The sequence below is a fragment of the Sinorhizobium sp. FG01 genome (assembly GCF_002531875.1).
Lineage (GTDB): Bacteria > Pseudomonadota > Alphaproteobacteria > Rhizobiales > Rhizobiaceae > Sinorhizobium > Sinorhizobium fredii_C.
Window position 1 is genome coordinate 52,244 of the sequence record NZ_NWTB01000010.1, and the last position, 13,874, is coordinate 66,117.

15 protein-coding genes are annotated in these 13,874 nt (G+C 63.9%); 1 reads left to right on the plus strand and 14 read right to left on the minus strand.

The features are described 5' to 3' along the window. Positions 1 to 26: 26 nt before the first annotated feature. Both CO656_RS17810 and CO656_RS17815 read right to left on the minus strand, forming a co-directional pair. A complete protein-coding gene (locus tag CO656_RS17810; protein WP_037419894.1) occupies positions 27 to 215 on the minus strand; it encodes a hypothetical protein in 189 nt (62 codons plus the stop codon). Between the two features lie 79 nt (positions 216 to 294). Continuing rightward, a complete protein-coding gene (locus tag CO656_RS17815; RefSeq protein ID WP_037419897.1) occupies positions 295 to 690 on the minus strand; it encodes a low affinity iron permease family protein in 396 nt (131 codons plus the stop codon). Between the two features lie 255 nt (positions 691 to 945). Here CO656_RS17815 and CO656_RS17820 point away from each other — a divergent pair, with 255 nt between their 5' ends. Then, entirely contained in the window at positions 946 to 1,416 is a 471-nt protein-coding gene (locus tag CO656_RS17820) for a hypothetical protein (protein WP_234819788.1), read from the plus strand. A gap of 33 nt (positions 1,417 to 1,449) precedes the next feature. On the opposite strand, the gene CO656_RS17825 is transcribed toward CO656_RS17820, so the two are convergent. From CO656_RS17825 to CO656_RS17880, 12 genes are all read right to left on the minus strand, one after another. Continuing rightward, positions 1,450 to 2,028, minus strand: a complete 579-nt coding sequence (locus CO656_RS17825; RefSeq protein ID WP_097526605.1) for a hypothetical protein — start codon at positions 2,026 to 2,028, stop codon at positions 1,450 to 1,452. Between the two features lie 166 nt (positions 2,029 to 2,194). Further along, entirely contained in the window at positions 2,195 to 2,431 is a 237-nt protein-coding gene (locus tag CO656_RS17830) for a DUF1127 domain-containing protein (protein WP_097526606.1), read from the minus strand. Positions 2,432 to 2,964: 533 nt separating this feature from the next. Next, positions 2,965 to 3,972 carry an aldo/keto reductase gene (locus CO656_RS17835; protein WP_037419910.1) on the minus strand — a complete coding sequence of 336 codons (1,008 nt, stop codon included), beginning with the start codon at positions 3,970 to 3,972 and terminating at the stop codon, positions 2,965 to 2,967. Positions 3,973 to 4,143: 171 nt separating this feature from the next. Continuing rightward, positions 4,144 to 5,133 (minus strand): PQQ-dependent sugar dehydrogenase, encoded by a 990-nt coding sequence (locus CO656_RS17840; protein ID WP_097526712.1) that lies wholly within the window; start codon positions 5,131 to 5,133, stop codon positions 4,144 to 4,146. 112 nt (positions 5,134 to 5,245) lie between these two features. Continuing rightward, positions 5,246 to 6,013, minus strand: coding sequence for a TIGR04290 family methyltransferase (locus CO656_RS17845; protein WP_037420129.1), 768 nt, complete (start codon positions 6,011 to 6,013; stop codon positions 5,246 to 5,248). A 2-nt stretch (positions 6,014 to 6,015) separates the two neighbouring features. Continuing rightward, positions 6,016 to 7,056 carry a UDP-glucuronic acid decarboxylase family protein gene (locus tag CO656_RS17850; RefSeq protein ID WP_037419913.1) on the minus strand — a complete coding sequence of 347 codons (1,041 nt, stop codon included), beginning with the start codon at positions 7,054 to 7,056 and terminating at the stop codon, positions 6,016 to 6,018. 18 nt (positions 7,057 to 7,074) lie between these two features. After that, complete coding sequence (locus CO656_RS17855; RefSeq protein WP_097526607.1) at positions 7,075 to 8,193, minus strand: glycosyltransferase; 1,119 nt, start codon at positions 8,191 to 8,193, stop codon at positions 7,075 to 7,077. Then, the gene (locus tag CO656_RS17860) at positions 8,190 to 9,278 is read right to left on the minus strand and encodes a glycosyltransferase (RefSeq protein ID WP_097526608.1); all 1,089 of its coding nucleotides are present in this window, start codon (positions 9,276 to 9,278) and stop codon (positions 8,190 to 8,192) included. The genes CO656_RS17855 and CO656_RS17860 overlap by 4 nt, the downstream gene beginning before the upstream one ends. Continuing rightward, positions 9,275 to 10,408: a glycosyltransferase gene (locus CO656_RS17865; protein ID WP_097526609.1), complete on the minus strand. Its 1,134-nt coding sequence runs from the start codon at positions 10,406 to 10,408 to the stop codon at positions 9,275 to 9,277. The genes CO656_RS17860 and CO656_RS17865 overlap by 4 nt, the downstream gene beginning before the upstream one ends. Positions 10,409 to 10,411: 3 nt before the next feature. Beyond that, the gene (locus CO656_RS17870) at positions 10,412 to 11,485 is read right to left on the minus strand and encodes a glycosyltransferase family 4 protein (protein ID WP_179864789.1); all 1,074 of its coding nucleotides are present in this window, start codon (positions 11,483 to 11,485) and stop codon (positions 10,412 to 10,414) included. 71 nt (positions 11,486 to 11,556) lie between these two features. Continuing rightward, on the minus strand, positions 11,557 to 12,684 hold the full coding sequence (locus tag CO656_RS17875; RefSeq protein ID WP_097526611.1) for an NAD-dependent epimerase/dehydratase family protein: 1,128 nt from the start codon (positions 12,682 to 12,684) through the stop codon (positions 11,557 to 11,559). Continuing rightward, on the minus strand, positions 12,681 to 13,787 hold the full coding sequence (locus CO656_RS17880; RefSeq protein ID WP_037419928.1) for an NAD-dependent epimerase/dehydratase family protein: 1,107 nt from the start codon (positions 13,785 to 13,787) through the stop codon (positions 12,681 to 12,683). Before CO656_RS17880 ends, CO656_RS17875 begins: the two co-directional genes overlap by 4 nt. Between the last annotated feature and the right edge of the window lie 87 nt (positions 13,788 to 13,874).

Sequence of the window (13,874 nt, forward strand, 5' to 3'; positions counted from 1 at the left end):
TCCGCAATTCACTGCGCGATCACGCCTCAGCGTGTACGCGTCTGAGGACGCACGACATTCATCTGCAGCTCGTGGGCCGAAGCGTATCTGCCCAGCACCTTGATCAGGCGCTGCTCCTCTGCCTTGTGCAGACCGCTTCGCCTGCAGTACTCCGCCACGTCCCAGACATGCTTGGCATCGGTCTTTTCGAGCTTGCGGATGTCCATGTGTCTCATTCTGCACCTCCCACCTCTGGCGAGAAACGTCGCCGCTCCGATTTTGGTTCCACCGCCTCGGCAAGGCACCGAATGCGCGTCACGCGCTGCGATGCGCACCCGTGACGCCGTTTTCCGCGTCCCGCGCTTGCGTTCCCTCTTGCATGCAGTCGCGGCGAACGTCCTTCAGCTCCTGTTCGTCCAGCTTCTCTATTCCGATGAAGCGGTTCTCGGCGTCACTCACTCGGATCAGCTCGTCGATCTTGGCTTGCAGCGCGACACCGTCGCGGTTCTGTGAGTTCTGAAGCACGAAGACCATCAGGAATGTCGTGATCGTCGTACAGGTATTGACGGCGAGCTGCCATTTTGCCGAGAAATCGAAGAGCGGACCACATATGGCCCAGATGACGATCGCCGAGGACGCCACGGCAAAAGTGTACGGCCTTCCGGCGAGCTCGGAAATCTGCTTTGAGAATTGGGTAAAGAATGGCTGCATCTGGCGTGCTCCTTCCGAAAGCCGCCAACGCGGCGACGGCCTGCTTGGTTCCTGCCGGCGAGGATGACGGCCAGCCGAACCGAGGGAACAAATCGCACTGCTTGCCGTTCAGCCTATGGCGCATCGCGTGCGACACGTATTGCGCGCCGTGCTTCGTTCCTCGTCCTTTGGATGTCGTCTCCCCGGACTGCTGCAGGGCGAAGGAGAGACAATCCTCTGCATGTTTCCTCAAATCGCCCATTGGAGGACAAAAACATGCAGGAATTCAAAGTGCTAAAGCGCCCTTGTGGGTCTGATAAGACGCACGGCGCTGTAGAACGGAAGAAGGACCCGATGCCTCAGAAAGACAACAAGCTTCAGAAACTGACACTGATGCTCGGCCAGACTGTCGCCGCGATGCGTGTCAATGAGATGGTGACATGCCGGTTGCTGCACTGGGTTGCTGCGCAGACCGACGACCCCCAGCGTTTCATTGCGGAAGCCATGGAGGATATGCGAGAAGAACTGAGGAGCGCGGCCGGGGCCGATGGCAGCCGGGTCACGGCGGAGGCGGCCCAGGAAGCTCTGGACTATCTCGACAACTTGGCCGCCGAGATGCTGGCCCCGCGAAGCCGCAAGCGCGTGTCCGGCGAGACCAAGGGCGTCTCACCGGTGGAAGGATATCACTTCCCTTCGTTCACATCCGCTCAAGAGGGGCGGTTGAGCGCGGCCGCCCGTGATCCCTGAGGCTATGCCGGAAAGACCCCGGCATATTTCGCCTCATTGCGCCCCATGATGCGGCACGGATTTCGGCGCCTCTTCCAGGAAGGTATAAGGCCCCTCCGGGCATTTGACGTCCGGATTGACCGGATGGAACAGGCCGAGCGGGTTCGGCTTGAAGATCCAGGCATGCAGGTCGTAATGATGCAGTTGCGCCGGTAGAAGCGGCTCATGGCCCTCCATCGGCCCGTCGAAAGGCCGCCCGAACAGCTCGGGCTTTGACTTGACACCGGTGGCGAGCGGGATCAGCCACTCGACGGCAACGAGCTGCAGCTTGTCCCCAACCGGCTCGTAGACCAGCAAAGTGGGCTTCATCGGGTCGGGCACCGGGCCGATCAGGGCGGGGTTCAGGAAATGCACCCCCATCGTGCCGGTCGCGAAGGTGACGCAGCCGAGCGTCGAGAAATAGCCGTCGCGCACGGCAACCACCGGATCCTGGTATTTTTCAAGCGACGCCTTGAGCTTCTCGAGCTCCGGCGGAAGCTTGTCGGACGCGTTGACCAGATGTGCGGACATGAAAGCAATGGCTGCCGCCAGACAGTTCGTCCATAGGCGGCGCAGCACCGGAGACATAGGCATGGCTCGGTCCTCCCTCGCTCCACTCGCCTCCCGCGAGGAGCGCGCGACATGATACAGCGGCGCCTTTCCGCGCGCTATTCATGCGATAGTTAGTGCCCGCCGGCTCAAGGATGAGGAGCGCCGATGACGCTCCTCCTCGACCCGCGGACGCCCGACCAGGCGGCACTCAAAGCCGAACATCCCACAGGGAAAACTTGGCTTCGAAGAGCCGATCCTCGTTCTCCGGAAGACCGATGTCGCGGCGCATGCGATCTGACAAATGCGAGACCCGGTTCGTCGTTTGACGATGCCTCCAGATGGCAATCAGAAGCGCACGCGCAGTCTTCCAGGCGCCGAATTTCCGGCACAGGTCATCGACCGTCGGAGCGAGGGTATCAACAACTAAAAATTGTGCTTCACGCATGATTTTTCCATCCCGGCGCATCGAGGCGGCCAGGTCCTTTCGAAGGTCAGAAACGCGCGGATGCGAAGGCGAAGATACGAAAATCGCTTCGTCAGCCGGTCACGTCAGATCAGGTGGAGATAGCGCCAATCGGCGGAAATCCGGGGTTTAATAGCCCTGGACACCAAATCGGCTCGGGCCAAATGCGCGATGCATCGATGCCACGGCAGCCGTTCCGCAAGAGGGGCGCATGGTCACGAGAGTGGAATTCATTGCACGCCTCCTCTGGCTTGAATTAAGAGTGATGCCAACATACACGAGTCCGGCCGATTGGCAAACACACAATTTCGGATTGTAGCAATTGCCGACAATTCGTTGCAAGACAGCAACAGCTTGGCGCTCCAGTGACAGCATGCCGGTGATCGTCTCTCGCCGGTCCCCGCGGGAAAAGAAAATGTGGACGGCCTCTAGGCGGACCGGTCCAGCGGTGTCTTCTGCTGGCGGGTCGTCGCCGCCGCTCCGGAGACGCCGCAGCTCTCTATCGGCAAGAGCGGCTACTGATCGCTGCCGAGAAGCGCGGCGATTTCCCCCATCGCTGCGGCCGACAAAGCGCCCTTTTCGAGTGCGGCGAGATTCTCGCGCACCTGCGCCTCCGTCTTGAAGCCGGGGATCGGAAAGGTATTGGGGGAACGGGCGAGGATCCAGCCCAGGGCCCCCTGTGCCAAGGTCCTGCCGCCGGTCTGGAGGAGTTCCCGCACCGCGGCGAGGCGTTGCAGATGCTCGGCACGCGGCCGGCCGTCCTCGAAGAACCGCACCCAGCTGTGCCCGGCCGCCCTGACGTCAGTGGGTGGCAAGCGCGTATCCGGCCTGAACTTGCCGGTCAGGAATCCCATCGCCAGCGGCGAGCGATTGAGGCTGGCCAGATTGTTGCCCTCGCACATCGCAAGCATCTCCGGCCCATCCGTGAAGACGTTCAGCTCCTGCTGCACGGCGACGAAATGCGGGAACTTCACCATGCGCTTCGCCGCGGCGGCATTGTCCGTACTCCAGCCCCAGAAACGAATGGCGCCCCGCTCCGCCAATTTCTCGAGCGTTTCAGCGGCCGCATCCGCTTGATCGCTTGAAAGCTCGCCGACGTGGATTTGATAGAGGTCGATATAGTCGGTGCCCAAACGCCTGAGCGAAGCCGCGCAGGCCTCTTTGATATAGGCGGGAGTGACATCGGTGCCGACGAGAGCCCGGGCGGCGCGATCATAGGTATAGCCGAACTTGGTTGCGATGATTGCCTCGCCCCTTCGTCCGCTCAGCGCCCGGCCGATCACCTCCTCGCTGTGACCGGTTCCATAGGCATCGGCCGTGTCGATCAGCGATGCACCCATTTCGAGCCCGAGGCGGAGGGCACGGATCGACTGTTCGTCGTCGACCTCGCCCCAGCCATCCGGCTTTCCGTTGAGCGTGAAAAAGCCCCCGATCGCCCAGCCGCCCAGGCCGATAGCCGCGGCCGAAAGGCCGGACCGGCCCAATTGTCTGCGTAGAGTCGCGGGCATGTCGGTGGCAAGCATGGTATTCTCCTCACGATGCGGTGCTCATCAACCATGTCATCGCAAACCGGCGATCAGAAGCCCGAATTCCGCAGGATGTTTTTCAACAATGAAAAACGTCATTGACGAGTGGGAGGATCACGTGGGCGAGCGAGCCGTCAGAGAAGTGCCCTGAAAACGAGCCCTCGGGCCTCATCGCCGAAAGACGTAAACCGCACCTCCGGCGTCGTCGGAGACGAGGACGGAACCGTCCGGCGCCTCCTTGACATCGACCGGCCGGCCGACGTCCCTTAGAAAGGTCGTCGCCGAGACCGGCCGTCCGCCCCGGAAGCGCAGCCGCACGACCTGATAGCCGACCGGCACGGACCTGTCCCAACTGCCGTGCTGGGCGACCAGCGCGTCGCCGCCGAGGCTGCGGAAGAAGTGGATTCCCAGGGCTGCGACATGAGCCTGGAAATTGAAGACGGGCGCGATCTGACGGGCGGGCGGCGTCGCGTCCTCAAATCCTGTGAGACGGATTTGGCCGCCGAAATAGGGGAAGCCGTAGAAGCCGCCCGGCCGAAGCGCATTCAACTCGTCGGGCGGGACGTCGTCGCCCATCCGGTCGGCACCATTGTCGGTGAAGAACATGGTGCCGCCTCGCCAGTCGAAGCCGACAGAGTTGCGAACGCCCCAGGCGACGCGTCGAAGGTCCGACCCGTCCTGGTTCATGCTGACGATCGTTCCCTGCAGCCCGCGCGGCGAGCAGATGTTGCAGGGCGATCCAAACGATACATACAGCCGGGCATCGGGGCCGACTGCGATGTAGCGATAACTGTGGGCGCCCGAATTCGGCAGGTCTCGGCGAATATCGCGCCGGCCGCTCAGAGCGCCGCCGCGCCCGATATCGAAAACGGTGATGCTGTCCCTCGAGGCGACGAACAGGCGGCCGCGGGAACACGCGACGCCGTTCGGAGCGGAGAACCCGGACGCCACCCGCCGGGCGCGGCCCCCGGATAACGGCACGGCATAGACCGAGGACCCCTTGGTACCGACAAACAACGTGTCGCCGCAGACCGCCATTTCGCGCGCGGCGGGGACGCGGGCAAGCAGTTCGGCTTGGGCGGGGGCAGCGACGCCGAAGGCGACGGTCGCGACAGCGGCGAGCGCGAGAAATCCGGCTTTGGCGGCAAAGACGACCATAGGCGCCTCCGAATGCAAGCTGAATTGCTGGAAGGAATTGGAGCGGCCCACTGTCGTTTCAAGCGGAAGCGCCGGCCTCACGGCGAAGTGATCGTCGGAAGCCGTTGTTGAACTACCGGTTCGGCGAGCCGACACGCGGCGTTGGCTCGCTCATGAAGGGACGCTCCCCTTTCCGCACCAGATAAACCTCGCGCTCCGGATTGGCTTCGATGACGAAGCCTGCGCTGCGCAGCATCGCCTCGACGCCGGCGCGGTTCGGGATGAACCAGTTGGTGGGATCATCGGCGAAGCGGTGTTCGACGAAAAACAGCTTGGGATAGTCCGGACGATCGAAAACATCCCATTCCGGAAAATCGTAGTTGGTTTCGACCGGCGAGACCGACCTCGATCCGCGCTGCATGCACTGGAACAGCATCTCGTCGCCGACCACGTGCTCGTAGAGGAGATCGAGCGCCAGAAGCGGATGGCGCAGGTGGTAAAGAACACCCATGAAGATCACCAGGTCGAACCTTTCGCCGAGCTGCGCTACGTCGTAGACGCTCATCAGCCGGAACTCGATCCGCATCCCTGCCTGCTCGGCGGCGAATTTCGCCTGCCGCAGATAGCGCGGATCGGAATCGATGCCGAGCACCCGACCGGCATTGCGGCGCTTCATTTCCTGTGAATAGAAACCGGCATTGCAGCCGATGTCGAGCACGCTGCGCCCGCCGAGGTCCTCCGGCACGACATGCTTGAACGCCTTCCATTTCACGGCGGGATAGTCTCCGAGGAAATGATCGGGAGACGTTTCGACGCCGGCGATCCGCATGTTGTGGAACCAGGGTCCGAGCGCGGCGATCTCATCCTCGATCGTCGTTCGGTATTTCGTCTGCTGAACCATCATCAGAGATCCTGCGAAAGAGCCGACATTTCCGGCTGACGCGTGGGACGGCCGCGCCGGCGGACCGGCCTTTGCTCCGGGAGCATCCGTTGGAACCAGCCGATCGTATGAGTCAGCCCCTCGTGTAGCGGAACCTTCGGCTCCCAGCCGAGAAGCGATTTTGCCCGGGCAATGTCGGGGCGGCGGCGTTGCGGATCATCGGGCGGCAAGGGTGCGTGGACGATCGTCGACGCGGTCCTGACTTTCGAAAGCACGAGCTCGGCGAGCTCGATGACGGTGAACTCGCCCGGATTGCCGAGGTTCACCGGCACCCCCGGATTGGGATCGCGATTCATCAGCCTGATCAAGCCCTCGACGAGATCGGACACATAGCAGAAGGACCGCGTCTGCTCGCCGCTGCCATAGACCGTCAGCGGCTCGTTGTTCAGCGCCTGGACGATGAAGTTCGAGACGATCCGGCCGTCGTTCGGGCGCATGTGCGGGCCGTAAGTGTTGAAGATACGCGCCACTTTCGCGTCGACGCTGCCGGCCCGCAGGCTGTCGAAGCAAAGCGCCTCGGCCGCCCGCTTGCCTTCGTCGTAGCAGGCCCGCGGCCCGGTGCAGTTGACATGGCCCCAATATTCCTCCTGCTGCGGATGCTGTTGCGGATCGCCGTAGATCTCGCTCGTCGAGGCCTGAAGGAACCTGGCACCGTGCCGTGCGGCAAGCCGCAGCAGATTTCCGGTTCCAGTGACGCTTGTCATCATCGTATGGATCGGGTCGGCCTGGTAGGAGGGCGGCGAAGCCGGGCAGGCGAGATTGTAGATCTCGTCAAGCGGCTCATCGCTTGCGATTTCGTCGCAGACATCCTGTTCGACCATGGTGAAATAGGGGTTGCGCTGAAGTTCGGCGACATTCGCCGGAGAGCCCGTCAGATAGCTGTCGAGGCAGATCACCCGGTTGCCGGCATCAAGCAGGGCTGAACAAAGATGGGATCCCACGAAGCCGGCCCCGCCGGCGACCAGGATGACCTTTGCGCGATTGGCTCCGTTTCTCTTTGCCATAGGCCGTTCTCCTTTGGGTTATACCCGAAGCCGCCGCTCGGAATGTCTCGTGGCGAGATCGGTCTTGGGCGCGACGCTTTCGATGGCCTCGACGAAGGTTCTGGCACGCACCGCAGCGCTATGCGCGCTTGCGACGCGCTGGTAGGCGCGGTCGGCGACGGCCCGGCACTGGCGATCGTCGAGGCTCGTCAGTGCCGCGACGACGTCGTCGCTGCTCGTTGCGACGATGGCGGCCTGTCCCGGCGGGAAGAAGCTGTCCAGGCCCCTCCACCAATCGCTGATCAGCGGCGTGCGGCAGGCGGCCGCCTCGAAGAGCCGGACGCTCGGCGACCAGCCCGCCGCCACCATGTCGGCACGGGTCACATTCAGCGTGAACCGCTGGCGGCTGTAGAACTCGGCATGTTCGGCAGGCGGCAGATGCTCGATGCGCTCCACATTGCTCGGCCAATCGATCCCGAGCGGATAGTTCGGCCCGGCAACGACGAAGCGCATTTCAGGCAATCGCCGCGCCGGCTCGATCAGCAGACGTTCGAGTATCGGCTGCCGGTCGGGGCTGAAGGTTCCGAGATAGCCGAGATCCCATTTTCTCGGCGCACCGGTGTTGCGATAAATGTCCAGGTCGACGGCGCAATAGAGCGGCACGGGTCGCCTCGCCCCGAAGTCGCTCCGAAGCCGATCGAGCATCCGGCCGCCGGAAAAGGAGAAATAGAGATCGAAGAACGGCACCTGCCGGCGCGCCAGATATTCCTCGTCGCCGCGCCCGAGCTTTGCAAGCGTCACCGGCGTGTCGATGTCGTAGAAGCACAGCCGCTTCGGGCCGAGATCGAGGACCGCGTCGATCACCTCCACCCCGTCCGGCACGTAGGACCCGATGACGACGCCGTCCGCACCGGCCAGCCTGCCGCCATGCCGCGTCAGCAGTTCGTCGACGCTGCCATACAAAACAAGCTCGCAGAACTCCGGCTCGATGAGGTCGCGGTGGCTTGCATACCAGGGGACGTCTCGTTCGAGGAAAGTCACCCGATGGCCGGCGGCGTGGACGCCCCGAAGCAGCGCTCGAAATGTCGTCGCATGGCCGTTGCCCCAAGAGGAGGATAGCGAAAGGCCGAGGACCGCGATATCGAGCGAACGGTTCATTCGGCTGCCTCCACCCGACGCGACCGCTCGCGGAAGATGCGGTCCACTTCGGCCGCCCGATGTGCATAGGTATGTTCGCCGAGCACGCGCTGGAACGCCCGCTCCCCGACCTCCCTCGCAACCTCAGCCGTCAAGGTCCGCATCAGTTCCGCGACGTCGCGGCCGTCGCGGGCGACCAGCACCTCCTCGCCCGGCTTCAGGAAGAGTTCGATGCCTTCCCAGGCATCGGTGATCAGGCAAGCGCCGGCGCCTGCCGCCTCGAAGACGCGTGTGGCTGGCGAGAAACCGTTCTCAGCCATGCTGTCGCGCGAAATGTTAAGGACCGCGCGCGGCGTCGCGTTGAAGGCGTTGTGGTCGGCAGTCGGGACATGGCCGATATAGGCGACGTTTGCAGGCAGCGGCTTGTCGTGCCAGCCGGCTCCCCCGAGCAGGAAGCGCCGATTGCCGAGTTGCGCTGCCGGCTCGAGGAAGAACGCCTCCACCCGCGCCTCGCGATCCGGCAGGCGATTGCCGAGGAAGGCAAGATCGGCCGCAAAGCGTGGGTCTTCGGCGACGCGATGATGCGTCTGCGGGTCGACCGCATTGTAGATCGGCACGCATTGGCGGGCGCCAAGCGCGCGATAGGATCCGACGACCGGATCGCCGCCGCCATAGGTCAAGACGAGATCGAGCGATGCGAGGGCGCGCCGCAGCGGATGATCCGGCGAGGCCCGGAGCTCCTGAAGCGTCGCGGGCGCGTCGACGTCCCAGAAGATCTTGAGCGCGGCCGGACGTGCTGCCGACATCACCTTTTCGAGCAGGTCGTCGTCCTCGAAGCCGACGCCGCTCGCCTTGATGACGATGTCGGCCTCGGCCGACGCCGCAGCAACCCGCTTCAGCGCCGCGACCTTCCCTTCGTAGACGACGACCCTGCACCAATCCGGCGGCTCGATGTCGCGGTGCTTCTGGCGGTCATAGACGTCCGGCTCATAAAAGGTGATCTGATAACCACGCGCGGCCAGCGCCCGCAGCAGACCGCGGTAATAGGTCGCCGCACCGTTCCAATAGGCCGAAACGAGGCTCGATCCGTAAAATGCGATCCTCATAGCGCCACCTCCTTCGTCGTGACGAGATCACCCGCAGCGCCTATCGGCCGATAGGAAGCGACGATCTCAAGGAGCTCGTCGACGCGATGCGCGCAGGTGTGGCGTGTCCGGATCGTCTCCAGCCCGCTTGCCGTCAGCTCTTTGGCAACGGCCTGCTCGGCGAGCACCTGGCGCAGGAGACGCGTCATCTCCGATCCATTCCGGGCGAAGAGAAAGTCCTTGCCGGCGCGGAAAAGCCCCTCCGCATCGTTCCACGGCGCCGAGATCAGCGGAATGCCGCAGGCAAGCGCCTCGAACACGCGGATGGTCGGGATTCCGGGCAAGGCCTCCACATAGGGTCGGCGCGGGATGTGCACCGTTGCCCGATGCTCGGCGAAGGCACGCGGCACCGCGGCGTTGGCGATCCAGCCGCCATAGGCGATTGCCGCCGCCCGCAGCGCCTTCAGCGCGCTGCCGGGATAGCGGACGCCGCGCACCGCGGTCTTGAGCCTCAGCCGTCCCGCCGGCTCGATGAGGAAGGTGGCGATCTCGCTGCTCCGCTCGTCGTCGCCCCAGTTGCCGATCCAGACCAGATCGCCGGTCTTTTCCACCTCCGGCATCGGGTGAAACAGCGAGGTGTCGGCCGCTTCGTGCCAGGTGAAGACATGCTTGCCCCAACCGGCGTTGAGATACTGTTCGCGAAGCGCCTCCCCGAAAGCGAGTACGAAATCATAATCGGTCAGATCGAGCCGGGCGATCTCGCGCCGCTGGCTGACGGCCCGATGATGCGTGTCGTGAAAGGCGAGCGTGAACCGGCCGCCATTGCGTCGGAGGCGCCCGAGCCGGGCGATTAGGGTCGGCTCGGTCCACTCGTGCACAACGACCACGTCGGCGTCACCGACTGCCGCCTCGTGATCGAAGTTCGGCTCGTAGCTCTCCGCGCGCAATTCGGGGAACTGCTTGCGGAAGGCGGCGATCGGCGCGACACCCTGGTCGGCGATCAGGTTCAGGCGGCTCCAGGAATCGCGCGGCTCAAGAGCCGTCGCCTGATGTCCGCGGCGAACGAGTTCGCGCATCACGCCGCGCAGGAAATGGGCATTGCCATGGTTCCAGTCGGAAACGAGGGATTGGGTGTAGAACAGGAACCGCATCGCTCACTCCGCTGCCGTCAATCGGGAGGATTTGTGCATCGCCAGGCTGTAGGCATCGAGCACCCGGTCGCGCTGTGCTTCGATTGTGAAGCATTGCGACCGAGATCGGGCCAAGCGGCCAAGCTCTGCGCGATGCGCGGCATCCCGGGTCAAATCGTTGACTGCATCCGCCAGCGCCTCCGGATCGCGCGGATCGAAGAAGCGTGCCGCACCATCCCAGAGTTCACGGTAGGTTGCGATATCGGCAAGCACCAGCGCCGCTCCGGCGCCGGCCGCCTCAAGCGGCGCCAGGCCAAACGGTTCGTAGATCGACGGCGAAACGACGACCGCAGCGCTCGACATCAGCGCCATCACCCGCTCGTGACTGATCTCGCCCCTGTGATCGGCGTGCGCGATGGCGAGGTGCTGGCCGTTCGGCCCGCTGCACGCCCCCGCCATGACGACCGGCCAGCGGATCGTGGCGGCAGCCCTGTCCAGCACCGCGCCGTTCTTGCCCTCGTCCCACCACCGCCCCGCTGCAAAGACGAAATTCCGCTTTGAGATCATTGCAGGCTGCTCGCGGCTGGCGTTGTGGACGACGGCAAGATTGTCGATCGGGCCATAGCAGCGCTCAAGCGCCGCCGCATGGCTCCGGCTGGGGGCCAGAACCACGTCAGCGCGATTGAAACCCAGCCGGTTGCGCCGCTTCTGCCAGTGCCACTCCTCCGGCGGGCCGCCATTGCGCACGGCCTCGAACCAGGTGACGACGCAGGAATGAGAGACGGTGACGACGGGCACCTGCACAGCCAGGCCGGCCGCCTGCGAAGGCAGGTTCAGATGAATGAGATCAACGGAATGCCGGAGCGCCAGTTCGCCGAGCCCATCCGCCGCGGCTTCGAGTGCACTTTCCTCGTCGGCCATCCAATCCAGCGGCACGCCAAGCCATTCGAGGCGGCCCATCCGGGCAGCTTCCCGACTTTGCACCATGGAGGGCGCGGGACCGAAACCCGCAAAGACTGTTTCGATGCCTGCCTTGCGGAGAGCCTCGGCAAGATCCATCGCGTAGCGCCAAACACCGCCGACCGCATCGACGCTCATCAGGATGCGGCGCGGCAGCCGCGCCGGGCCCTCATGGGTGAATGGGCGCGAGACGGCTGGAGCGCGGGCGATCATGCGGTGACCCTCCGCGGCCGGTCCCGAAACCGAGACTTGCTGACCTCCGCCCAATCCTGCAGAAGCCAGGCATGAAGGTCGCGCAGGCCGGCGCGCCAGCCCGTGTGGGGTCTCCAGCCGACAGCGTCCGCAAGTACGCGCGTGTCGGCGACGAAATACAGCTGGTCGCCGGCGCGCCAGTCGCATTTTTCGGTCATCAGCCTGCGTGCCGTCAGGAGTTCGATCTCGTGCAGGACCTCGGCGAGGCTCACCGCATTGTCGGGACCACCGCCCAAATTGAAGGCACGGCCATGAAGGCGGTCGATCGACGTCAGCAGTGCCCTATAGGCTGCCACCGCGTCGCCGACATGGAGAATATCGCGCACCTGCTTGCCGTCGCCGTAGATCGAGATCGGCTCACCGGCGAGCGCGCGAATGAGAAAATGCGCAACCCACCCCTGATCCTCCGTGCCGAACTGCCGCGGACCATAAACGCAGCTCATGCGGAGCACGGCTGTCGGCAGGCCGAAGGACTTCGCATAGTCCAGCACGTACTGGTCCGCGACGCCTTTCGAGCAGCCGTAGGGCGTAGAAAAATCGAGCGGCTGCGCCTCTCCGACTCCGTATCGGCGCGTTACGGCATCGGCCGGCAGGTAGCGATCTCCTGCCTCTTCCATCTCCAGGCCTGCCAATCCCCCATAGACCTTGTTGGTGCTGGCGAATATCACCGGTGCGCGGCGCCCGGCACGCCTGGCCGCTTCTAGGACGTTCAGAGTACCGCGCGCATTCGTTTCGAAGTCATCGACCGGCTGCAGCAGGCTGGTCGTCACAGCCGTCTGCGCGGCGAAATGGAAGATCGCCTTGGCGTCCTTGAAAACCGGCTCGATAGCGGCAAGATCGCGAATATCCGCAATCTCGGCCTCGACGGCCCCGCCATGATTGTCCACGAGCCACTCTAGATTGCGCTCGACGCCCGGGCGGCTCAGATTGTCGAGGACGATCACCTTCTCGCCGTCGCGCAGAAAGCTGTCCGCGAGATTGCAGCCCAGAAACCCGCTGCCGCCGACAACAAGGGTCGCTGCCGCTTTCCCGGAAAGGGCGGGCGCCGCCACGCCTGATCGCTTGTCAACCGACCGGGCGCTCATCGGACGAGCCCCCGCGTTTCGAGATGACGCTTCATTTCGGCGCCACGGTCGATCGCACCGACGCTCAGCACCCAATGCGCGAATTCCGCAAGCGAGTCCTCGAGCCTGTGCGTCGGCTGGAAACCGAGCAGGTCGCGCGCCTTGGAGATATCGGCGAAGCAATTGCGGATGTCGCCGGAACGCGCCCTGTTCATGATCTCGGGCTCGAGTTCGGGGACACCCATGGCTTCCGCCAGCAGCGAAGCGACGTCGGCAATGGCGTAGGCATGGCCGCTGCCCACATTGATGACGTGGCCCGCCGCCTGCGGCTGCTCGAGCGCCAGCCGGAAGGCGCGCGCCACATCGCGCACGTGAACGAAATCGCGCCGCTGCCGGCCGTCCTCGAACACCATCGGCGACTGCCCGTTGGCAAGCCGTGACGCGAAATTGGCGAGGACGCCGGTATAGGGATTGGAAAGCGCCTGCCCGGCACCGAACACGTTGAAGAGGCGGAGTGCGACGGCCTCCCTGCCATAGGCTTCACCGAAGATCAGCACCTGTCGTTCCTGGGTGTATTTCGTCAGGGCGTAAATGGAGGCGAGGTCGACAGGCTTGTGCTCGTCCGTGGCAACGGGCCTGAGCGTCTCTCCGTTCGGTCCGAGCAGATCCCATGCGCCGGCCCGGATATGGGCAGGTGAGCGCCTGGCATTCGGCATGCGCTCGCCCGTCGAGGACTCGTAAAGACCTTCGCCATAGACGCTCATCGACGACGCGACGACGATCCGCTGGACCGGGCTTTCGATCATCGCCTCGAGCAGCACGGCCGTCCCGAGATCGTTCACACCGACATAACGGGCGATCTCGTACATCGACTGGCCGACGCCCACCTCGGCGGCGAGATGGATGACGCAATCGATCTCCGTCAGCGCGTCCTTGACGGCGTCCGGATCGCGAATGTCGCCCCGGCGCATGTCGACGTCCGGCGGCAAGGTGATCTGTGCATCCGCGTGGACCTGCTCGTGAAACGAGTCCAGCACGGAGAGCTCATAGTTCCTCGAGAGAAGTTCATCGACTACATGCCTGCCAATGAACCCGCAGCCGCCGGTGACAAGTACCTTTGTCATAACCGCTCCTGACTATGACCAATCAGAGATAGAGACAAAGCTCCAACAAACGTCTGCAGCAAAGGTTCCTTCATCTATGACTTCTTC